Annotated in this window: 20 protein-coding genes and 1 pseudogene; 18 read left to right on the top strand and 3 right to left on the bottom strand. The window is 46.2% G+C overall.

The window, feature by feature from the left end:
* The 4 genes from LOZ80_RS22795 (at position 1) to LOZ80_RS22780 (ending at position 3,829) form a co-directional block, all read left to right on the top strand.
* The gene (locus LOZ80_RS22795; RefSeq protein ID WP_238166848.1) at positions 1–1,212 is read left to right on the top strand and encodes a VWA domain-containing protein; all 1,212 of its coding nucleotides are present in this window, start codon (positions 1–3) and stop codon (positions 1,210–1,212) included.
* A gap of 60 nt (positions 1,213–1,272) precedes the next feature.
* Positions 1,273–2,229 carry a 3'-5' exoribonuclease YhaM family protein gene (locus LOZ80_RS22790; RefSeq protein WP_238166847.1) on the top strand — a complete coding sequence of 319 codons (957 nt, stop codon included), beginning with the start codon at positions 1,273–1,275 and terminating at the stop codon, positions 2,227–2,229.
* Positions 2,230–2,502: 273 nt separating this feature from the next.
* Positions 2,503–3,249: an IS110 family transposase gene (locus LOZ80_RS22785; protein WP_238166846.1), complete on the top strand. Its 747-nt coding sequence runs from the start codon at positions 2,503–2,505 to the stop codon at positions 3,247–3,249.
* 7 nt (positions 3,250–3,256) lie between these two features.
* A complete protein-coding gene (locus tag LOZ80_RS22780) occupies positions 3,257–3,829 on the top strand; it encodes a transposase (protein WP_238166845.1) in 573 nt (190 codons plus the stop codon).
* A 662-nt stretch (positions 3,830–4,491) separates the two neighbouring features.
* On the opposite strand, the gene LOZ80_RS22775 is transcribed toward LOZ80_RS22780, so the two are convergent.
* Complete coding sequence (locus LOZ80_RS22775; protein WP_238166844.1) at positions 4,492–4,953, bottom strand: Lrp/AsnC family transcriptional regulator; 462 nt, start codon at positions 4,951–4,953, stop codon at positions 4,492–4,494.
* Between the two features lie 277 nt (positions 4,954–5,230).
* Between LOZ80_RS22775 and LOZ80_RS22770 the strand changes: the two genes are divergently transcribed.
* From LOZ80_RS22770 to LOZ80_RS22720, 11 genes are all read left to right on the top strand, one after another.
* Positions 5,231–6,616, top strand: coding sequence for an amidohydrolase family protein (locus LOZ80_RS22770; RefSeq protein ID WP_238166843.1), 1,386 nt, complete (start codon positions 5,231–5,233; stop codon positions 6,614–6,616).
* A gap of 28 nt (positions 6,617–6,644) precedes the next feature.
* Positions 6,645–7,640: an aromatic ring-hydroxylating dioxygenase subunit alpha gene (locus LOZ80_RS22765; protein ID WP_238166842.1), complete on the top strand. Its 996-nt coding sequence runs from the start codon at positions 6,645–6,647 to the stop codon at positions 7,638–7,640.
* 201 nt (positions 7,641–7,841) lie between these two features.
* Complete coding sequence (locus LOZ80_RS22760) at positions 7,842–8,939, top strand: ABC transporter substrate-binding protein (RefSeq protein ID WP_238166841.1); 1,098 nt, start codon at positions 7,842–7,844, stop codon at positions 8,937–8,939.
* Positions 8,940–8,971: 32 nt separating this feature from the next.
* Complete coding sequence (locus LOZ80_RS22755) at positions 8,972–10,351, top strand: amidohydrolase family protein (RefSeq protein WP_238173081.1); 1,380 nt, start codon at positions 8,972–8,974, stop codon at positions 10,349–10,351.
* Positions 10,352–10,361: 10 nt separating this feature from the next.
* Positions 10,362–11,081 carry an NAD(P)H-dependent oxidoreductase gene (locus tag LOZ80_RS22750; RefSeq protein WP_238166840.1) on the top strand — a complete coding sequence of 240 codons (720 nt, stop codon included), beginning with the start codon at positions 10,362–10,364 and terminating at the stop codon, positions 11,079–11,081.
* 112 nt (positions 11,082–11,193) lie between these two features.
* Positions 11,194–12,006, top strand: coding sequence for a creatininase family protein (locus LOZ80_RS22745; protein ID WP_238166839.1), 813 nt, complete (start codon positions 11,194–11,196; stop codon positions 12,004–12,006).
* 57 nt (positions 12,007–12,063) lie between these two features.
* Complete coding sequence (locus tag LOZ80_RS22740; protein ID WP_443147078.1) at positions 12,064–12,861, top strand: ABC transporter ATP-binding protein; 798 nt, start codon at positions 12,064–12,066, stop codon at positions 12,859–12,861.
* 27 nt (positions 12,862–12,888) lie between these two features.
* Positions 12,889–14,226: an FAD-binding oxidoreductase gene (locus tag LOZ80_RS22735; RefSeq protein WP_238166837.1), complete on the top strand. Its 1,338-nt coding sequence runs from the start codon at positions 12,889–12,891 to the stop codon at positions 14,224–14,226.
* 18 nt (positions 14,227–14,244) lie between these two features.
* Positions 14,245–15,141: an ABC transporter permease gene (locus tag LOZ80_RS22730; protein ID WP_189007210.1), complete on the top strand. Its 897-nt coding sequence runs from the start codon at positions 14,245–14,247 to the stop codon at positions 15,139–15,141.
* 20 nt (positions 15,142–15,161) lie between these two features.
* A complete protein-coding gene (locus LOZ80_RS22725) occupies positions 15,162–16,421 on the top strand; it encodes an amidohydrolase family protein (protein ID WP_238166836.1) in 1,260 nt (419 codons plus the stop codon).
* 2,095 nt (positions 16,422–18,516) lie between these two features.
* A complete protein-coding gene (locus tag LOZ80_RS22720; protein ID WP_238166835.1) occupies positions 18,517–20,412 on the top strand; it encodes a sensor histidine kinase in 1,896 nt (631 codons plus the stop codon).
* Positions 20,413–20,459: 47 nt separating this feature from the next.
* Here LOZ80_RS22720 and LOZ80_RS22715 read toward each other — a convergent pair whose 3' ends face one another.
* Positions 20,460–20,699 (bottom strand): NHLP leader peptide family RiPP precursor, encoded by a 240-nt coding sequence (locus tag LOZ80_RS22715; protein ID WP_238166834.1) that lies wholly within the window; start codon positions 20,697–20,699, stop codon positions 20,460–20,462.
* A gap of 73 nt (positions 20,700–20,772) precedes the next feature.
* Positions 20,773–21,711 carry a hypothetical protein gene (locus LOZ80_RS22710; RefSeq protein WP_238166833.1) on the bottom strand — a complete coding sequence of 313 codons (939 nt, stop codon included), beginning with the start codon at positions 21,709–21,711 and terminating at the stop codon, positions 20,773–20,775.
* Positions 21,712–21,972: 261 nt separating this feature from the next.
* Here LOZ80_RS22710 and LOZ80_RS22705 point away from each other — a divergent pair.
* The 3 genes and pseudogenes from LOZ80_RS22705 to LOZ80_RS22695 form a co-directional block, all read left to right on the top strand.
* Positions 21,973–22,189 (top strand): annotated as a pseudogene (locus LOZ80_RS22705) (ABC transporter permease subunit); the annotation flags it as partial.
* A gap of 128 nt (positions 22,190–22,317) precedes the next feature.
* A complete protein-coding gene (locus LOZ80_RS22700) occupies positions 22,318–22,758 on the top strand; it encodes a MarR family winged helix-turn-helix transcriptional regulator (protein WP_283214683.1) in 441 nt (146 codons plus the stop codon).
* Positions 22,759–22,772: 14 nt separating this feature from the next.
* The gene (locus LOZ80_RS22695; RefSeq protein ID WP_238166831.1) at positions 22,773–23,102 is read left to right on the top strand and encodes a DUF1904 family protein; all 330 of its coding nucleotides are present in this window, start codon (positions 22,773–22,775) and stop codon (positions 23,100–23,102) included.
* Positions 23,103–23,111 lie beyond the last annotated feature (9 nt).

Raw genomic sequence — 23,111 nt, 5'->3', positions numbered from 1 at the left:
ATGACAACAATAGATCAGGAGCAGTTGAAACGTTGGCGCTTAATCCTTGGGGCAGCTTCTGAAGAGAAGCTGCAGTCTTATGGTGCTGGAGGCAGCATGCTGGACCCGGAATCTGTGCTCATGGATGAGGCCCTCGCCGCAATCTATGATGGTACCGCTAGTGGCTATATCGATGACGGAGCGCCTAGCTCCGGCAATTCCCGCAAAGCGGGTTTGGGGCCTTCTGCCCCCAAGCTGGCGAAGTGGTTGGGCGATATTCGAAGCTTTTTCCCGCCGGATGTGGTTTCTGTCATTCAGTCCGACGCCATTGAGCGCAAAGGCTTGACGCAGCTGCTCTTCGAACCGGAGCTGCTCGCTCAAGTGAAGCCCGATATTCAGATGGTAGCCACGCTGATGGCGCTCAAAGGCAAGATACCAGAGAAGACGAAGGAAACGGCTAGACAATTGGTCAAAGCAGTGGTGGATGAGATTGTAAAGCGGCTTTCTGAAGATTTGCGACGTGCCGTAACGGGCGCCTTGAACCGCAGACAGCACTCGCCACTGCCATCGGCTACCGGATTAGACTGGAACACAACCATTCGCAAGAACCTCAAGCACTATGACAAACAGCGGAACCTGTTGCTGCCGGAGAAGGTTTATTTCTTTGATCGGGCGCGGCGCAGCAAGGAGTGGACAGTAATCTTGGATATCGACCAAAGTGGCTCGATGGCGGGCTCTGTCATCTACGCCTCGATCATTGGCTCTATTTTTGCCAGTATGCCATCTTTGGAAACGCGCGTAGTTGCTTTTGACACGGAGGTAGTAGATTTAAGCGAGCAGTGCGCCAATGACCCCGTCGATATGCTGTTTGGGATACAGCTTGGCGGTGGAACGGATATTAACAAGTCCATTGCGTACTGTGAGACTTTTGTGACGGAGCCCAAGAAAACTTTGTTCATACTGGTTTCCGATTTATATGAAGGCGGCAACCGGACAGAAATGATTCAGCGATTAGTGGATATGCATGAAGCAGGTGTGAAAACTCTTTGTTTACTGGCCTTGTCCGACCAAGGCGTACCTTCCTATGATGATGCGGTTGCCAAAAAGCTGGCCCAATACGGCATTCCATGCTTCGGCTGCTCGCCGGATAGACTTCCGGAATTGATGGAGGGCGCTTTGAAAGGGCTTGATCTTGCAGCGCTTGCGGAGAAAGTAAAGCATACAGGTAATTAGATTAGTTGGGAGGCTTGATTTCGTAGTATAATGTTCCTAATGACAAGTGGAGGAACTCAAATGACTTTAATTAAACAAATGCAAGCACCTGACGAATTTGTCGGTTTTTATCTGATCAAAGAGCTGGAAGTAAAGCAAACGAACACGACCCCCGCCAAGGATTTCATGGATATCGTACTCTGTGATGCGAGCGGGCAAATTTCTGCGAAAATGTGGGATGTCAGCGCGGCCGACAAAGAAACCTTTTTCCCTATGACACTGGTGAAGGTGCAAGGCATTATTCAGACCTACCGCGATAAGCTGCAGGTGAAAATTGGCCGGTTGCGCAAGGCGCTGCCCGAAGATGGCATCCAGATGACGGATTTCATCCGTTCAGCGCCGATTAGCCCCGTTGATCTTATTCATACGATAAATCAAGTGTTGGAAAGCATTGCGAATCCGGCGATCAAGTCGATCGTTTCGTTCTGCGTGACCAAGGTGGCGGACAAATTAAATCATTATCCGGCTGCCAAGACGCATCATCATGCTTATTTCGCGGGACTTGCTTATCATATTGTTCGCATGCTCGAAATTGGCGAGTTTATTTGCAAGCAGCGTCCTTTCCTCAATGCGGATCTGATTAAAGCGGGCATCATTCTGCATGATATTGCTAAGCCGGAAGAAATGATTGCACAGCTCGGTATCGTCAGTGATTACTCTTTGCAAGGGAAGCTGCTTGGTCACATCTCGATGGCCTCGAACTGGATTACTGAAGCGGCGATACACGAAGGCATCGATCTTCAATCTGATGTGGTCATCGGTCTTCAGCATATTGTGTTGTCCCACCATAATTTGCCGGAGTGGGGAAGCCCGGTACTGCCGCAACTTCCGGAAGCCGTTGCTCTGCACTACATTGATTCTATGGACGCGAAGCTGCAAATGGTAGAAGATACGCTGCTAACGACACCGGAAACGGAAGCATGGACGCCGATGATTCGCGGACTTGAGAATAAGGCGATATATCGCTTGAACTTATAATTAGACTATTGAAAAAACTGCGTGAGCCAGTAGGCTTGCGCAGTTTTTTTGAGTTTATATGTTTGGGAGTGAACGCGGAGTTATTCCAGCTGCTTCGAGCGAAGAAAAGGGAACTACAGTCCGCTATTTTGGCGAAAAATGGAATTATCGCGGGGGTGAGCATTCCTGTAGATGCTAATATTTTGGTTTTGCAAAAAACAAGCACCCTCTGTACATTAAGATCATGTCACCGGCCAGTGACTAACATGATCTAATAACAGGAGAGTGCTCACTATGAAGTTTAAACAAAGACATTCGGAAAATCAACGGATCGAACGAATTACCACGAATCATCTTATCGTTGGTGTAGATATTGCCAAAGAAAAACACGTTGCTCGGGCTGTCAACTTCCGTGGGATCGAAATCGGACGACCTATTTCGTTTGAAAACGGAAGAGAGGGTTTCGAAAAATTATTTCGCTGGATTCAAAATTTACTAGCCCAAAAAAATCTCACTTCGTTCCTCATTGGACTCGAACCAACGGGGCACTACTGGTTTAATCTTACTGACTGGCTAACGCAAAACAACCATGAAGTCGTTCTGGTCAATCCCTTAACCACGTATAGAAACAAAGAGAATCGAGACAACAGTCAGTCCAAAAACGACTTCAAAGATGCTTTGGTTATCGCAGATGCGGTCTGTCGGGGATTTTACTTTCCTTATTATCAGCATGGGGACGTTTACCAGCGCATACGTATGGTCATGAATGACCGGGAATACTGGGTGAACCAGCAAACAAGCCTAAAAAACCGCATCTTCCGCTTACTTGACATCCACTTTCCCGAGTACTGCCGTGTTTTTGAGGACTGGACAACCGTCCGTTCCCTGGCCTCACTCAAGATCTTTCCGTTGCCGGCAGACGTAAGACTATTAACGCCGCTGGAGATGGTATCTTTATGGAGAGAAAAAGGCGGAATGAAGCGAGCTGGAGATGGTATCTTTATGGAGAGAAAAAGGCGGAATGAAGCGAGCTGGGGGTAGAACCGGCATGGAGATTGCTACCAGACTCATCGCAGCAGCCCGCAATTCCGTCGGCAGTAAAGTAGGGTACGTGGAAGCGCGAAATGATCTGAAAAGGCTTCTTGAGGACTATGAGCGCTTGGCTGAACGACTGCGAGAGTTCGAACAAGAGCTGGAAGGGCTGCTTGAACCACTACCGGAGGTCCCCTTACTACGGAGTCTGAAGGGTTTGAGCACGTTGATGATCTCGGCATTGTTGGCAGGGTGCGGGGACCTAAGCAAGTATGCGCACGGTCAACAAATCCTCTCGCAAGCCGGGATGAACCTCGTGAATCAGAGTTCAGGCAAGCATCAAGGTAAAGTGACCCTTTCAAAACGTGGAAGGCCCCAATTGCGAAAATATTTGTATTTAGCGGTACTCACACTTGTCAACAATCATCCGAGTTTTCAGCAGTGGCATATCCACAATGTACAGGTCATGAAGATGAAAAAGCACCGCTCTATTTTTAAATTAATCGGTAAATTAGCACGTATAATCATCGGTATGGTAAAACGGCAAGAAGAATTCAAATCGGACATGGAGCAGCAGCAAGCTGCTTAGTTTATCCTGGTCATTGTTTATTGTGCTCCGCTGGAGTGTCAGAAAGTTGAAGGAAGCAACGCTTTTTAACTAGGGGCGTATGTTGGCCCATTCGTAGGATCACGCATGACGAAAAGCACGGAAGTACCGAGTAGTAGTTCCCAAAGGGCACAGACCCGTTACTAGAGCATCTCGGCCTCCACCTCTTGGACAGGTATAACGAAGGAATGTAAGGGCTGCGACCCGTTGAGTCATGGGAGGGTAAACCACCAAGAGACCGTGGAATCAAACGTGCATATATGGGAAAATGAGGAATTAATAGCACATCCTCTATTCCCGTATGCCCTCTTGATGATTTTAGAGAAACAGCTCCCTTATCTTCTAGAGAACCCTGCTTCAAGAATGTTGTATTCCTACGAATGGGCGAGTATATGTAAGAAAAACGCTAAGAACAGAGGGAGGGAACTACAGTCCGCTATTTTGCTGTTTGATGGGAAAATCAGCGTTTTTCGAGGAAATAAGACCCTGTAGTTCCGCTAGGACCCTCGCATCCCTGCTATTTGCCTAAATAGCGTACTCTAGTTCCCTTAATCGGTTTTGCCGCTAAGAAGAGGCTCATCTCTCTGGGCGGCGAAGCCGTTTTTTTTGTTCTGTTCTGTTATCCACCAACCCCGGTCCAAATGTCAAAGTTCCAACCCGGTTCCTTGTTTAAAGCGTTTAATTACGACTTGTGTGTTGACGCGTACAACCCCTTTTAATTTATAGATGTTTTGATAGAGAAAATCTTCCAGAGCAGCATCATCTTTCAGTAAAGCGTGCATGTGCAAGGAGCTGGAGCCTGTCATTTGATAGATACTGATGACATTGGCATCCTCCGAAAGTGCATTTCCAACTTCTTCGGCAAACCGCGGCTCCACTTCCACTTCGAAGAAGGCGCTGACCACTTTTCCTAATTTTGTCGCGTTCAAGCGAATCGTAAAGTTCTCGATCACATCCTGTTCGATCAGGTTTTCAACTCTCTTTTGGATGGCGACGCGGGATAAATTAAGGGTTTCCCCAATTTTGGCATAAGACATTCGCCCATTTTCATGCAGTAGTCTAATGATTTCTTGATCGACTTGATCGAGGTGAGGGAGGTCTAACATGGGCATGACTCCTTTGTATGTGAAAAATATATACAGTTGCAAGCAATATCCTTGATTTAGATAAAAAAAAGTATTTCAACGCTGAGAATGAAAGAATTGTTAACCAAAACATCTATTTTCTGTTAAAACGGATACTTATTCTTGGATTTCAATTTACAGATAGAGTTGACTGAAAATTCGAACAGACCTATAATCGTGTAAATAAACATAACATAATAAAACGTATTTTTAAACTGTGTTACGTTTTATGACATTTATGTATTGGGGGAATGGTTGTATGGCGGGCAAACTCATATATAACGGGACGATATTAACCATGAATGCCACCAATCAGATTTTCAAACCCGGTTACGTGTATATGGAACATGACATGATTATGGAAGTCGGGGAATGGCAGGCAGACGGAAGTCTGGATCATCTGATAGCGAAGTCCTCTTTCACCTACAATGCGGCTGGCAAAGTGGTTATTCCGGGTATCATCAATGGTCACACGCATTTGTTTCAAACGTTCATGAGAGGCGTCTCGGATCACTCTCCGCTGGCACAGTGGCTGAAAGAGATAATTTGGCCGATGAGCTTGGCAATGGAACCGGAGGATTTCTATTTAGCCGCCTTAATCGGATGCATTGAAAATTTAAAATCAGGCGCTACCTATATGATGGACCATCATTATATTCATACGTATCCAGAGAATGACGCAAGTGTCCTGCGGGCGATGGTCGATTCGGGTATTCGAGGGCATTTGGCGCGCGGAGGCTCTGATCTTGCCGGCGAAGTACGATTGCGCGAAACGGAAGAGCAAATTTTCGCCAGCACGGATCGCTTGTTGGATGAGTGGGATGGCGCAGCTTCCGGCCGGATCCGGATTGCCCTCGGACCGCTGAATTTATACGGATGTTCACGAGGGTATCTGGAGAAGGCGGCGGTTTTTAGCCGAGAGCGGAATTTGATTTCACACGTGCATGTTGCCGAGACAAGCGAACAGATTGACACGACGTTGGCCCGCTATGGGCTGCGTAATCTGGAGCTGCTCAATGAGGTTGGCTTGCTTGGCAACCAAACGCAAGTTGTACATGGAGTTTGGCTGGATGATCGCGAACTGGCCTTGATTCGTGACCGTCAAGCATCGGTTATTCATTGCCCGGTTTCAAATATGTACTTGGCCTCCGGTGTGGCAAGGGTGCCTGAAATGCTGGAAATGGGCATTAATGTGGCCTTGGGCACGGATGGCCCTGGCAGCAACAATTGCCAAGACAATCTGGAGGTGCTCAAGTTCACAGCCTGCTTGCACAAAGTCAATGAACTGGATGCTACGCTGCTGCCGCCGATGGATGTTCTGCGGATGGCGACAGTGAATGGCGCCAAGGCTGTAGGGCGGAGCGATGATTTGGGCAGTCTGGAGCCTGGCAAGAAAGCGGATCTCGTGACGGTTGATATGATGAAGGCGCACATTAGCCCTGTGCATCGTGCCTCTTCGGCTCTTGTTTATAATGCCAATGGCAATGATGTTGACTTGGTCGTCGTCGGCGGGCAAGTTGTCGTAGAACATGGGAAAAGCACTTGGATCGATGAGCAGGAGATTTTACAGCGAGCACAAGCAAGGGTAGATCATCTGCGCAGCAAGCTGGCAGGGCAGTATCCTATTTTCGCCAATACCCAATAATATAATTGATACATGGAGGATGATTCGTATGGCATTAGAGCGTCTGCATGATCCGGTTCTTGAAAATGATTGGCACGCCGTATATTTGGCATCTGAACTGAAAGAACAACCTGTGGGAGTTATTATTCTCGGTGAACGAGTTGCGATCTACCGGTCCAGCCAAGGTGTTCATGCGATGCAAGATCTCTGCGTTCACCGTGGGGCTATGCTCTCGAAGGGATGGGTCAAGGATGACACGCTGGTCTGTCCTTATCACGGGTGGCAGTATGATTCATCGGGTCAATGTGTTTGTATTCCTGCACAGCCCAAGGGGGAGAAAATTCCGGCCAGAGCCAAAGCGCAAGTGTTTGCCTGCGAGGAGAAGTACGGCTTCGTTTGGGTATGTATAGGTGAGCCAGCGGCACCTTTGCCTCATTTCGAAGAGTTTGCTAATCCTCTCTATCGTCCATTGCCCTGTGGTCCTTACAAAGTGGCTGCTGCAGGAACGAGAGTGATCGAAAATTTCACCGATTTCGCTCATTTAATGTTCGTGCATCAGAATCTGCTTGGACACCCGGATTATGCAGAGCTGCCTGATTTTGAAGTCGTGAAAGAGAAAGAACGGATCTATATCGAGCAAATTCCTATCTTTCAGCCTGTTGCGCATTCGGGCTCGGACAAAAGTGAGGGTACGACTTATGTATATAGGAAGGAAGTTTATCGTCCCTTATCGGCTCGCTTGTCCAAAGCGGATCCAAGCAATGGTCAAACGTTGTGGATTATGCTGACAGTACTGCCTGTGGCTGCTGAGGAATGCGTGGTGTTCATGATGGTATCCCGCAACTATGCCTATGAGGTAGATGATGCGAATTTCATTCATTTCCAGGATATTGTTTTCGATCAAGATGCCAAAGTTATTGAGACGCAGAAGCCGGAATTGCTTCCTCTTGATCTTCAGGTTGAGCTTAATCATAAAGTGGATCGTTTCTCCATTGCGTATCGACGTTGGTTGAGAGAACTTGGCGTTAAAGTAGGAACTATATGAGTAATGTTCGTTTTTTGTGTAAATATAATGTAAATAAATTCTATTGACCTTGGAAATGTAATGAAAAGACGTACTATTTATTGTGAGAAAATACAAAACGTAAGTATTCGCGTTGACGCATAGGCATTGTAAATTCTATATTTGTCTAAAGGTTGGTAAGAGCTTTTGTATAGAAAACCAAATATGGAGGGGAAGTTTAAAATGAAACCATTCAAACTTACGAGTCAGCTTGTCGCGAAACGCCCGGTCGTAATGTCTCTCAGCTTAATTATGATGACAAGTATGCTAGCCGCATGCGGCAGCACAAGTACACCGGTTTCAACGTCATCCCAAGCTCCCGCTTCACCATCAGGAGCGACGACTTCCGCATCTCCGGCAGCAACAACGGCTGCATCAACAGCGCCCAAAGCTGCAGTGCCGGCTACTGTTGTCCTAAACTGGTTCGCAGAACCGGAACACGGCGGAAACTTTGCAGCTTCGGCCAAAGGGTATTACAAAGAAGCCGGCTTCGACATGACGCTTATGCCAGGTGGTCCATCGGTTTCATCTACACAAATTGTTGCATCCGGCAAGGCGCAATTCGGTATGGCAAATGGCGATGATATCTTGGTTGCCAGACAAGAGGGTATTCCGATTGTCGCAATCGCAACGTCGATGCAGAAGAGCCCGCAAGCATTGTTTTACCATAAAGATTCTGGGATCAAAGATTTCTCCGATCTGAATGGACACAAGGTCTATGTCGCCTCGACAGCCAGCTTCTGGCAGTTCATGAAGAAGAAATATAAATTAGACAGCGCCCAAGAAATGAAATATACAGGTCAATTAGTCAATTTCGTCAGTGATAAAAATGCCCTCACACAAGGATATGTAACAAGCGAGCCATTCACGTTGGAACAACAAAAAGTCGAATTCGGCACGCTGCTTAATGCAGATTCCGGCTATAACATCTATGCGGGTGTGTACTTCACAACCGAGAAAATGATTGCCGAGCACCCAGACCAAGTCAAAGCTTTCGTTGAAGCTACCGTTAAGGGCTGGGATTATTACAAAGATCACTCCGAAGAAATCAATCCCAGCATTAAAGAAAAGAATCCGGACATGGGCTTGGATATGATGAAATACAGCGCGACCAAAGAAATGGACTTCGTATTTGGCGGTGACGCAGCGACCATGGGCACGGGCATTATGACCAAAGAGCGTTGGTCTGAAGTACAGAAACAGCTAGTGGATGTAGGTATACTGAAAAGCGCAGAGAGCATTGATAAAGTGTTCACAACACAATTCCTACCGAAAAAATAAAGGAAACCCAGGAGGTGGCAGCATTGGCTTCTATGAAGAATTTGGATTTGGTAAACGTTCGATTACCTATGGAAGATGAAGGCTGCCTGTATCGCTTAACGATTCGAAATGGCCGCTTTACACAGATTCTGAAGCAAGAAGCTGATGCTGCTCAGCCTGCTAAAGTGTCATTGGAACAATGGAAGACCTTAGAGACCAGGGACCATTTAGACGAATCAGGCATTGTGATCCTGGATCTTGAGGGGAAAATAATGCTGCCTGGTTTTGTGGATGCCCATATGCATCTGGACAAATCGTTTTCCTTAACGACTGTAGAGAATCAAAGCGGCACTTTGGAAGAAGCCGTACGCAATTATTCCATCGCGTCGCCTTCCTTCAGCAAAGAAGTAATAAAATCAAGAATTATGCGTTCCTCCTTGCAGGCTTTGTCTTATGGCACAACCCATATTCGAACGCATCTGGATTTTAATCTGAGGGTTTCTCGCCAAGTGGCTTTGCGAACCATTGAAGCTGCGCTTGAAGCCAAAGAAGCTTTGGCACCTTATGTCACTTTGCAATTATTTCCGATGTGCCCATACAATTTCATGGCTCTGGATGTTGATGCGGTGGAGGAAGCTTTGAGGATGGGTGTGGATGGCATTGGCGGTGCGCCGCATCTGTCCTTATCCCCTAAGGAAGATATTGATTATATGTTCAAATTAGCTCAGAAATACGACGTGCCGATCGATCTACATTGTGATGAAACGGATAATCCGGCGATGCGAACGATTGAACATATTTCTGGCAAAACGAAGTCAGAGGGATACTCCGGAAGAGTGACCGTAGATCATCTATGCGCACTGGCTTCAATGACGGATGTGGACGCACATGGCATTATTGAACGAATGGCGGATGCAGGACTTAAAGCAGTATCCTTGCCAGCGGTGAATCTGTACTTGCAAGGCAGGCACGATAGCTTTCCCGTACGTCGGGGAGTGACCAGATTGAAGGAGATTTGGGAAGCTGGGATACCCATCGCCGTGGCTTCAGACAATATTCATGATCCTTTTCACCCGTTTGGCAGAGGTGATTTGATACAAATAGCTCTGATTGGCTCCTATGCAGCTCATATGGGGAGACCGGCTGATCTGCGCACATTGCTCCGTATGATTACGGATGTTCCCGCCGAGGTGCTGGGGCTCCGAACGTATAAGATTGAGCCTGGCAACGAAGCGAATTTTGTTGTCGTCGACGCCAATACGCCAGAGGAACTTTTCACCATGCAGCCTGAACGCCGCTGGATATACAGTCAAGGAAGTTGGGTACGCATGGCGGCCAGTAAAGCAGAATGGAACCATCCAACATTAGCTCATTTCTGGAAAGAGGCAAGTGAGAACGTCTCGTTCCGCACGCCGGCATTCGCGAAAGGGTGAGGTTTGAAATATGGCGAATCTATTGGTCATTTATTACAGCGCATTCGGCCATGTCTACCAAATGGCACAGGCAGTTGCGGATGGAGCCAGCCAATTCGGGACCCATGAAGTGAAAATCGTTCGAATTCCCGAGATGGTTGCGGAGCAAAATCGGGTGATTCAGCAAGATAAACAGCGTTCACAGGTTGGGGATGAGAAGCAGGCAAGCACGAAGGTGTTATCCCATCAATTCCGATTAACGGATCGTTACAGCAAATATGAAGCTACGCTAGAATTGCAGCAAGATATCCCAATTGCTACGAATGACGATCTACGCTGGGCGGACGGCATTCTGTGGGGGTTTCCAACGTATTATGGAACGATGCCTGCGCAAGTGAAGCTATTTCTTGAAATGGCCGGAGATCTGTGTATCGAAGGTGCTTTGGAAGGAAAACCGACTGGGATATTTAATAGTACAGCTTCGATTCACACAGGCCACGAAGCAGCAATTTTGACATCCATGGTACCGCTGTTTCATTTTGGTATGATTTTCGTTGGACTGCCGTATTCCGAGAATCCAGAGTATTTAACAGCCGATGCCATTGGGTGTTCCCCTTATGGGGCTTCTACATTGGCAGGGCCTGACAGCTCGTTATCACCAGACCCGAGGGAACTATTGATGGCTGCTAGGTTAGGCGAAAGAGTTGCTGATGTAGCTGCTGCTTTACAGATGTTCCAGACGCAGAAATAGGATCGCAAGGAACGTTACTTTGAAAGTTTAAGATCCACCCTTCACTCATGAGGCGGGATCTTTTTTCATACGAAGGATGTGCATACCCTGCACACAGAGGGAGGTAGTCAGCATGGCATACAGTCGTTATACAGGAAAAGCATGGGATCGCCACTTTTTTCCGCGCTTAAGCACAATGGAGGTTGCTGACGTTCCTAAGGAAGATGCGCTTATCGTGCTGCCGGTTGGCGCTGTGGAACAACATGGACCTCATATGCCTGTCTTTACAGATACATTGATTTCCGAAGTGCTCTTAACGGAAGCTTTCGAGCAACTGCCTGATGAAGCGAATATTTGGCTGCTGCCAGCGATACCATATGGGAAAAGCACCGAACATCTTGGCCATGCAGGCACGATCACGCTGTCGGCAACGACTTTAATGGCTGTCGTGATGGACATTGCCAAAAGCCTCAGCAAGAGCGGGTTTCACAAATTAGTGCTTGTAAACACGCACGGAGGCAACACGGATTTATTGAATATGATGGGCAGGGAAATCCGCATTGAAACTGGCTTGGCTGTTTTCCGATTAGATCCAGGCGGACTTGGTGGTGCGGATGAATGGCTGACACCGCTTGAGAAGCAGGCTGGTATACATGCCGGGGACATGGAAACCTCATTGGTGATGTCAGCAATGCCGCATTGGGTGCATATGGAAGCAGCGCCTACGGAATATCCGAATTATCCGGAGTCGCGCTATTTGGCGCTGCGCAGTCGTGCATTTGCATGGGTGATGAATGACCTGTCCGCATCGGGCATTTCGGGCGATGCCACACAGGCAACAATCGCCAAGGGTCAAGCCATGACGAGGAATTATGGGGCAATGATTGCGGAAGCACTGCTGGAATTCCAGACTTTTGAGATGAAAACATTAAGGATTGACCGATAGCAGCAATTACGACCTGTTTCAACCAAATCACTTGATTGGGAGATGAAGCTAATGGCTATGAACTCTTCGCAGCTCCTCATACCAGGCATGGATGCCTCCGATGCCAAATTCGTTACGATGGCCAACCTGTCCAAGACGTATCCGAACGGAACAATAGCTCTGCAAGATGTGAATTTAACGATCAAGGAAGGCGAGTTCCTCTGTTTCGTGGGTCCGTCCGGCTGCGGCAAGTCAACGATTTTCAAAATGATTACAGGCTTGGCTAAGCCGAGCAAAGGGACGTTGGATGTGTTTGGCACAACCCCCAAAGAAGCGCGCAAGCAAAGCGACATTGCCTTCGTTTTCCAAGATCATACCTTGCTGCCGTGGTCAACAGTTGAGGCCAATGTGAAATTGCCGCTAGAATTGCGGGGAGTTGACAAGAAGACGCAGCAGAAGGAAGCGGAGCGTGTGCTGGAGCTTGTCGGTTTGAAAGATTATATGAAGGTACTGCCTCGAGAACTCTCAGGCGGCATGAAAATGCGGGTATCCATCGCCCGGGCGCTAATCTCACGGCCTAAGCTGCTGCTCATGGATGAGCCATTCGGCGCTTTGGATGAGATTACACGACAAACGCTCCAAATGGAGCTGCTGAGCATTTGGCAGCAGGACAAATCCATGACGGTATTGTTCGTTACACATAATGTATTCGAATCTGTCTTTCTATCCACCAGTGTTGTCGTCATGACACCACGCCCGGGCAAAATATCAGCGACAATCGATATCCCCGTCCCTTTTCCAAGAGATGAAAGCTATCGCACAACGACGCAGTTCAGCGATTTGGTGAGAGATGTTAATGCGGCGCTCGAACATTAATGCGTGATACGAGAGGAGGAACAGATTATGGCTATGTCGATAAGTTGGGAGCAAGAGATCCAAGATCAGTTCAGCGAAGAGATCATCCATATGGATCAAGCCACAAGAGAGAAGCTTTCCAAGGATTATTACTGGTATTCCCCTGTTCTTAATCGGCAATTGGGGCATATCAAAGCAGCAGATGCTATTGTGACACCCCGCAATGAGACGGAAGTGGCTGAGATTCTGGCTTTTGGCTATCGGCATGACATTCCCGTCACGGTACGCGGTGCTGGCACAGGCAATTATGGTCAGGCTGTCCCGTTGCAAGGCGGTATTGTCCTTGATTTAAGCCGGATGGACGACATTGTGGAAATTGGACCTGGCTTTGCCCGTTTACAGTGCGGGGTGAGATTAGGTGTCATTGATAAAAAGGCGCGCGAAGCGGGTCAAGAAATTCGCATTTATCCAAGCACCTATGTGAAGGCGACGGTTGGAGGCTTTGTAAGCGGTGGTTCCGGCGGCATCGGATCGATCACGCATGGGAATCTATGGGATGGCAATGTACTGGAAGCCGTCATTTATACGATGGAAGAAACGCCTCAGCGTCTGGTTGTTTCTGGTCCTGACTTGTTTAACTATATTCATAATTATGGAACAACAGGCATTTTGACCGAGGTCACCATTCCGTTATCCCCTCGAACCGAGTGGGCGCAGGCGATTGCGCAATTCGACACCTTGGAGCAAGCGATGCTTTTTGGGGAGGAACTGGCGCAAGAAACAGCTGTGCTGAAAAGGCTTGTGGCCCCAATGGAATGGCCAATCCCATCTTATTTTGTACCTTTCGCGAAAGTGATTCAAACGGGGAAAGCAGCTGTCATGCTGGAGTTTGCGGAGATTAGCTTGCCGCTTGTGGAGCAGTTGGCGAGCCGCTTTGGCGGTCACATTGGCCACTTCATTGCAGCAAATCACTATCGCAAAACGATTGGCGTATCCGATTTCACATGGAACCATACGACATTATGGGCAATGAAAACCGATGCCTCAATGACTTATCTGCAAGCTGGCTTTAAGCTGGAGAGCTATATGGAACAAATCAGAGAACTGAAAGCCAAATTCGGCGATGAAGTGTATCTGCATTTCGAATGGGTGCGAAGTGGTGGCTTGCTTACGCCTACAGCACTTCCGGTCGTTCGCTTCCAGAGTGAAGAGCGATTATATGAGATTATTTCCTATTGCGAATCCATTGGTGTCCGAATATTCGATCCCCATACGTGGGTGCTGGACCATGGCGGACGCGGAGAAGTTAATAGCATGGAGCTTAAGAAACGAGTGAATGATCCTAGAGGTCTGCTCAATCCAGGCAAAATTATCGTTGAAATGTAAGTAAAGGGGGACATGAAAATGGCCGTAGATTCCAAATACCTGCAAATCCTGCCCGATGAAATATTCCCTGCTCGCGAGCGCATAGCTTGGACTAAGCGGCTTGAAGACGGAGTGCCGCCTAGCCTCCGATTGCTGCTGCTTTTCAAACATTTACTGCCGCCACTTGTTGCCTTCGTTGTGTTCATTGGCGGGTGGGAACTTATTGCCTATATAATGAAGGCGCCCGTTTATCTCGTGCCTAAACCGTCCGATATTCTGGCGGCAGCGGTTGAGAATAAATATGCATTATGGGTGTCCGTCAGGACGACCACATTGGAAGCTGTTCTTGGATTCTTCCTGAGTATTATCTTAGGCGTTGCCGGAGCGATTCTTCTGGCCAGCTCCAAATGGATTGAGAAGAGCGTGTACCCCTATGCCATCATTCTACAAACGATTCCGATTGTTGCAATCGCGCCTTTGATCGTCATCTGGTTTGATGCCGGTGTCAATGCGATCGTGATTATTACGTTTTTGATCGGATTTTTCCCGATGCTTTCGAATACCCTAATTGGTCTGAACTCCACGGATCAGAATATGAGCAACTTGTTCTATTTATACAATGCCAATTCGTTTCAAACCATGTGGAAGCTGCGTATTCCAGCTGCTCTGCCATACATTGTTGCGGGGTTGAAAATTTCCTGTACCTTATCTGTTGTCGGAGCTATTGTTGGGGAATATATTGCTGGAATTGGAGGCGGACAAGGCGGCCTTGGCTATGCCATCACGTATGCGGCTGCCCGTTTGAAAACTCCCTATTTATTTGCCTGCGGACTTTCGGCTTCTGCACTTGGGATTTGTTTCTTCTTGCTCGTAAACGGATTTGCCAAATGGATGCTCAGCTCATGGCATGAATCCGAAATGAAGAAGGACAATTAATTAGGCGCGAAGCGAAGGAGGTGAGGGAACTGCTGGATCTTGTTTTTCGTCAAATACGGCTGTTGGATGACTCCGAACATCAAGTGCCGATGGATATTGGAATAAAAGATGGCGCAATTGCCATGATAGGCAAGTTCGACGAGCGAGGAGAGCGGGAAATCGATAGCACCGGGCATCTGGTGCTTCCTCCGTTTGTAGAGTCCCATATTCATCTGGACACGGTCTTAACAGCAGGTGAACCGGCATGGAATGAGAGCGGCACGCTGTTTGAGGGTATTCGGCTTTGGCAGAAGCGCAAAGAGACCTTGACGTATGAGGATGTGATGAGCCGAGCCGAGCAAGTGCTGCAGTTGCAGCTGGCGGCAGGAATCCTTCACGTACGGACGCAAGCGGACATCTCGGATCCGGATCTGACCGCCCTTCATGCTCTTCTTGCCTTGCGCGAGCGCGTCAAGTCCTACATGAATTTGCAGGTTATCGCGTTCCCGCAAGACGGACTTAGGGCCTGCCCGGACAATGTGCAGCGCCTTGAACAAGCGCTCAAGCTTGGCGCCGATGGCATTGGAGCCATTCCGCATCTGGAGCCTACGCGCGAGGAAGGTTTAGCTTCGCTTGAGATTTGCTTTGCCATGGCGCAGAAGTATGGATGTTTCGTTCACGTGTTTTGTGACGAGATCGATGACGCGCACTCTACCTTCCTGGAGAGTACGGCCCATCTAGCGATTCGCACCGGACTTCGTGAACGTGTAACGGTGGCGCATGCGAGTGCTTCAGCTTATTATGGTGAAGCGTATTTTCACAAAGTGCTTGGCTTGCTGGCTCGTTCAGGTGTGAATGTGGTCTGCTGTCCACTTATTAATAGTGCCATGCAGGGCCGGTTTGACGGGTACCCCAAAGGCCGAGGCATTACTCGGATCAAGGAGTTATGGTCAGCAGGCGTTAATGTCAGCATTGCGCATGATGATATCCGGACGCCCTTTTATCCGATGGGGACAGGAAGTGTGCTGCAAGCTGCGCATATGGCGGCTCATCTAGCTCATATGATGGGACGCGATGAGGTCGCTGAGCTGGTCCGCATGATTACTACTCGCGGAGCGAAGACGCTGCAGCTTGAGGATTATGGCCTGCAAGTGGGGAATCGGGCCAATTTCATAGTGCTGCCAGGCAGAGATGCCATGGATTTAGTTAGCAACCAGCCGAGCTGCCGCTATGTGGTTAGCCAAGGCCGCATCGTGGCGGAAACATGGCCTGCGAGGAGTCAACTTTATACACCAATATAATGTAGATTAATGTTTTGGATTTGGGGTGAGCGAAGCTTACCCCGATTTTTTGTTTGAGTGACTCCTTCGCCAAGTTTGTACTGTGGGAACCCCACCATGAAGGCAGGAAATAAGCCTAACCAACGCCAAGCCCAAGCCCAAGCCCAAGCCCAAGCCCAAGTCCAAGCCCAAGCCCAAGCCCAAGCCCAACCCATCCGCATCCCTAGTAACAAATTGTAATGAACACCGCCGCAGGTCGCGAGGTGTCCCAGAAGTCAATGACTCCTGAGTCAGGCCACCTTACGAACTCAACACCCCTTATTTGATCAAAATCGTCCATTTTGAAAATCTAATGAATTCCCGACGCGTTATATCATGAAAATGATCACCATTCCGCCTGTAAGCTACTCGATAACGCCAATTCAGTTCATTAGGTTTTCAAAGTAGCCATTTTCTTGTCAATAAGCATCATCCAGTCCGTTAGAATGATAGATTGATTAGGCCGCGGCTCGGCAGGTCGGCGACTTGGTTTTCGGTTGGCTTTTACGAACTCAACACCCCTTATTTGATCAAAATCGACCATTTTGAAAATCTAACGAATTCCCGACGCGTTATATCATGAAAATGATCACCATCCCACCTGCAAGCTACTCGATAACGCCTATTCAGTTCATTAGGTTTTCAAAGTAGCCATTTTCTTGTCAATAAGCATCATCCAGTTCGTTAGAATGATAGATTGATTAGGCCGCGGCTCGGCAGGTCGGCGACTTGGTTTTCGGTTGGCTTTTACGAACTCAACAACCCTTATTTGATCAAAATCGACCATTTTGAAAATCTAATGAATTCCCGACGCGTTATATCATGAAAATGATCGCCATTCCACCTGAAAGCTACTCGATAACGTCAATTCAGTTCATTAGGTTTTCAAAGTAGCCATTTTCTTGTCAATAAGCATCATCCAGTTCGTTAGAATGACAGATTGATTAGGCTGCGGCTCGGCAGGTCGGCGACTTGGTTTTCGGTTGGCTTTTACGAACTCAACACCCCTTATTTGATCAAAATCGACCATTTTGAAAATCTAACGAATTCCCGACGCGTTATATCATGAAAATGATCACCATCCCACCTGCAAGCTACTCGATAACGCCTATTCAGTTCATTAGGTTTTCAAAGTAGCCATTTTCTTGTCAATAAGCATCATCCAGTTCGTTAGAATGATAGATTGATTAGGCCGCGGCTCGGCAGGTCGGCGACTTGGTTTTCGGTTGGCTTTTACGAACTCAACAACCCTTATTTGATCAAAATCGACCATTTTGAAAATCTAATGAATTCCCGACGCGTTATATCATGAAAATGATCGCCATTCCACCTGAAAGCTACTCGATAACGTCAATTCAGTTCATTAGGTTTTCAAAGTAGCCATTTTCTTGTCAATAAGCATCATCCAGTTCGTTAGAATGACAGATTGATTAGGCTGCGGCTCGGCAGGTCGGCGACTTGGTTTTCGGTTGGCTTTTACGAACTCAACACCCCTTATTTGATCAAAATCGACCATTTTGAAAATCTAACGAATTCCCGACGCGTTATATCATGAAAATGATCGCCATTCCGCCTGAAAGCTACTCGATAACGCCTATTCAGTTCATTAGGTTTTCAAAGTAGCCATTTTCTTGTCAATAAGCATCATCCAGTTCGTTAGGATGATAGATTGATTAGGCTGCGACTCGGCAGATCGGCGGCTTGGCTTTTACGAACTCAACACCCCTTATTTGATCAAAATCGTCCATTTTGAAAATCTAACGAATTCCCGACGCGTTATATCATGAAAATGATCACCATTCCACCTGTAAGCTACTCGATAACGCCTATTCAGTTCATTAGGTTTTCAAAGTAGCCATTTTCTTGTCAATAAGCATCATCCAGTTCGTTAGAATGACAGATTTGATTAGACCGCGGCTCGGCGGCTTGGCTTTCATTCCAATCATCTCACAAATTTATTATTGATATTTAGGCTTGATTTTAAATGTTTACAGGTAGATAAGCAGGAAAGCATCGAACCCCGTCGAAATAATGTTTATGTAAATTACTGTAAGATGTTATCGGGGAAGGTGTTTGAATGAACCACTTGTATCAAATGCTTTGGAAATGGTTGCTGATTGCAATAATCAGTATCGGATTCGCGGCTCCTCATGCTTATGCGGATCAGCCTCAGGAAGCGCTAACGATTCCAGAGTGGAGTATTATGTGGGGTGACCCACCTGGAGGACTGGAAGGTGTAAGTAAGGCTCCCGCCGATGAATGGATTCACGTTAAAAACGGAAAATCATCTCCTGATAGCCCGGAAGCCGTCAATACAACTTGGATTCGATTTAAACTTCCATCCCCAATTCCTCAAGACTATGGCATATATATTGAAGGGATTCATACGCAAGACCTCTGGGTGTATATAGGAGATCGTTTAGTACGAGAAAGCAAGTATAATTTTCCATACGATGCACAAAGAACTTTATTTCCAATTAGCAGTGAAGATGGTGGAAAAACCGTTTATTTAAAGATGGAGACATCGATGTATCGCTTAGGTATCCATTCTGAGATTAAGTTGGATAACTATGTTGCTCTAACACGTTCCTTTGTCCTTCAAGACTTGCAGGATATTATTCTGGGAAGTGCCTTTATTTTAATGGCAATTATTATGCTGATTGGTTCTCTGTTTCTCAAAAAAGTTCAGCTTACAAGCTGGATTAATATCAGTGTACTTAATTTAGCGATGGGCATTATTTTTATTACCTATTCTCCGTTCATCTATGCCAACTTCACAAGGTATGGTGCTGTATCTTCTGCTCTTTTTGATATATCACTCGCAATTTTTTTACCAGCACTTACCTATTATTTTGAAAAAATATTTGATGATGGAAAAAATAGACTAATTCGCGGGTTTAGGAAGTTTCAGGTTTTATACTCAATTTTTTTAATACTGTTTATGTTTATAAATCTAATCAACAGCTACACATTTAACAAAACCTACTTTTTCTTCTCAGTTACGATTTTAGGACTTGTTATGGTCTTCCAATTTATTTTAATTATTGGCTTATCGGTTAAACTTGTCTTAAAAGGAAACAAGGAAGCTGTTATTTTTTCAGTTGGGTTTGCCTTGTTGGCTTTGATGAGCACGCTAGATTTAATTTATTTCTATGCGAGTTCGCAACAGTATCAATTTTCTTTGTGGAAGTGGGGAGTTGTAGGGTTTATTATTGCCCTTATCGTCATATTAGGCAGGCGTTTTGCTATTAATCAAGAACATATGATCAATTATTCCAAAGAACTTGAGTTTTACAATCATCAGCTTCAGCTCTCTGAAAAAATGGAAATCATCAGTGCCTTAGCCGCTTCAGTTGCCCATGAGGTCAGGAATCCGCTTCAGGTAACCAGAGGATTCTTACAGCTCGTTGCAGCCAGAACGGATGATAAAAACAAAGAATACATGGGAATCGCCATAGAAGAATTAGATAGAGCTTCCGTTATCATTACGGATTTCCTGACATTTGCCAAGCCACAACTGGATGAACTTGTCGATTTAAATGTTTTCAAAGAGATTAGCGAGATTGAAGGTATAATTGTGCCACTAGCCACTTTACACGGTGGAAGAATAACCGTAAGTATTCCTAATGATCTGCATATCCGTGGAAACGCTTCGAAATTAAAACAAGTATTGATAAATATTATTAAAAATAGTATTGAAGCCTTTCAGGTTGATGGTCAAATACATATTTGGGCGTATGAGAAGCAGGGAGAGGTTTATATTCATATTAAGGATAACGGAGAGGGGATTGAGCCTGCGCAATTGGTTAAATTAGGTGAGCCATATTATTCAACGAAAACAAAGGGGACAGGACTTGGATTAATGATTACATTTCGAATCATTGAGGCCATGCAGGGACAAATTAAATTTCAAAGTCAAAGGTATATAGGGACAGAGGTCATCATCTGTTTTCCCTCCATCTCCGCAAAATAAAAAGAGGTGCTGCGCTAAACAAAGCGCAGCACCTCTTTTTATTTATTTTACCAGTTACTTTCAATACCATTGGAAGCTACTAATACCTTAGCAGGATTCGTAGGAATGACGAGAACAAATTCCGTTGAAGTTTCTTCGACCGCTTTAATTTTGATATCATCGGGGAGTGTAATGTTAAAGGCTTGTTTCAGAGCGGCTTTGGGGTTCGTGATAAGCTGGTTCTTAAATGCTTCATCTTCCCAAGCTTTTTGAATAATTTGCGCCTTCAGAACTTCATTGGATGACATTGATAACCACTCCTAATCAATTGGGTATTTTTACCTGCAAATTTATTATAGCATGAATATTCTGAATAATCTATCAATTATTTCTGCTTTCCGACAAAAAATAGTAGAATCCCCCTGAAGCTAACTTTTTCCGCTTTTCTTTGATCTCTTGTTCGACAATTTGAATGTTAGTCACTAACGACTTATGAAAACTAATCATTTGGGGTAGGGAGGATTGGAGATTGAATAAGTCCTCATGATGGGCTGCGGCAATTTGTCCATATGTCTCTAAGAAATCTCGGACAAATAGTTGATCCTTAACTGTTTCAGCCGTAATGATGCTATCCGCCGGAAGCTGCATACGCTTTCGCATCGAAGCTAACAAACAATTGTAAGAGCCCTCTTCGATGTCTTCCTCCCAATCAGCCCAATCATCCAACATTTGCAGGGTCACCAATACTTGTTCCACGGCTTCCGTTACAGCAGGAATGAGAGCAGCTTGTTGGCTGAGCAGTAATGCCGCTGTGCTGGCATTTTTGACCGGGCTAGCTTTCTTGGCGATCTTATTCCGATCGGTATGGAAGTAATCGGATGTCTGCTCATTGGAGACAGCTTCCGACCACTCCAGTATGTAGGTTTCATAATATCGCCAGAACGGAGAGCTGGATGGGAACATGTCTCGATAGATTGCTGAGAACTGAGTATGAAATAAATTGGCAAGCGGCAGCTTGTCCTTGTGCTCTCCCTTGGCAGAATCCATGATATCATCCTGAATGAAATAATAAAGCATGATAAACACATTAGCGAGAGAGAGCTTCTGGATCTCAGTCGCAGGCAAGTTACAGGCGTCTTTCATCCAATAGGGGAGCAAGTAGCAGATATAATTCTTGGTTGTGCCTTCTTTGCTGGCATCGAATTTAGCCAAATAGGCCAGTCCCAGTAGGTTGAGAGGTGCTGGAAACGTGCTTACGATTTGATTTGCTTCTGCAAATACGTCATCTAGCTCCTGCTTATGCGCGTTCAACCAGTCCATAGGTCAATTCCCCCTCAAATGGTATATTCTTGAAACTAGACTAGCACGAATTCCCCAAGGATACAATTCCTATTTTTCCTCGCCAGAACCAGACGGATATTCACACTTGTTCATGGAAGTTCAGATTGTTCATATGTCATTCCACAAATTCGTTCACTTATCGCAAGAGGCTTCACTATGCGCTTAGTGTGAGTCCGATTATGATCTTCTCAAGACATATCGCTTGAGGGGGATCGCTTCAACCATGATTAAACGACGAGGTTTTATTTATGGAAAAATCTCGGGTACAGCATGGTCATTTATTTGGCGGCCATTACAGGCATTAGTGAAGAATATTATGAAGCTGCCAAGATTGATGGGGCTAATATATTTCAGCGCGTCTGGCATATCACGGTTCCCATGCTCAAGCCGACCTTTGTCGTTCTGCTCCTCTTTTCACTGGGAAGTATTAATGAAAGGCCAATTCGATTTATTTTACTAATTAATTGGGAATAATGGTATTCTTTTTAACGCGACTAACTATTCAGATTGACAGTACGCGATTTTTTATATACATTTGAAGCAAATCGATTGTTCACAATATGAGTGTGAAAGGAAACGAATGTGATGAGCAGCAGTGAGTTTTTAAAATTGGAAAATCAGCTGTGCTTTAGTTTATATGCCAGCTCTAGAGCGATCACTCGAATGTACCGTCCGTTTCTTGAGGATCTTGGGATTACGTATCCGCAGTACTTGGTACTGCTTGTTCTTTGGGATCAAAAGGAAAGTACAGTGAAAGAGCTGAGCGAGAAGCTGGATCTGGATTCTGGCACGCTAACGCCGATGCTTAAACGGATGGAAGCGCAGCAGTTGGTGCAAAGACAAAGATCGGTCCAGGACGAACGGGTCGTGAATATTCAAATTACGGAAGCGGGTCTTGCGCTGTATGAGAAGGCGCTATGCATCCCGCAAACACTGCTTTCTTCCAGCGGACTGTCACCGGAAGAAATCTTCAATTTCAATGAACAGTTGAAGAACATCATAAACAGCGTAAACGCATTTAAATAAGGAGCGATTCCTCCATGCCGAGACTTATAATCAGAGGCTTGACCGTTGAACAAGTATGCCAGATAAGTGTAAGCCTAGTCGATCAATTAGCCTTGATTTGCGCATGCAGCCGAGAGGATTTTACATTGGAGTGCGTCCAGCACCCAGCCATCTTTGACGGTCAAATCGTGCCAACATATCCCTTCATCGAGGTGGCTTGGTTTGAAAGAGGCGAGCAAGTTCGCGAGCAGGTTGCTGTTGCGTTAACGAGCCATGTGCATGGATTGGGTATTCCAGAAGTTGAGGTAGCTTTCATAACCTATAGCCAAGATGCTTATTTCAACAATGGCATTTCATTTAAGTGAGGACCTGCA

It is taken from the genome of Paenibacillus sp. HWE-109 (assembly GCF_022163125.1).
GTDB lineage: Bacteria > Bacillota > Bacilli > Paenibacillales > NBRC-103111 > Paenibacillus_E.
Note: the sequence above shows the minus strand (reverse complement) of the source record. Positions and strands in the feature narration are given on the sequence as shown.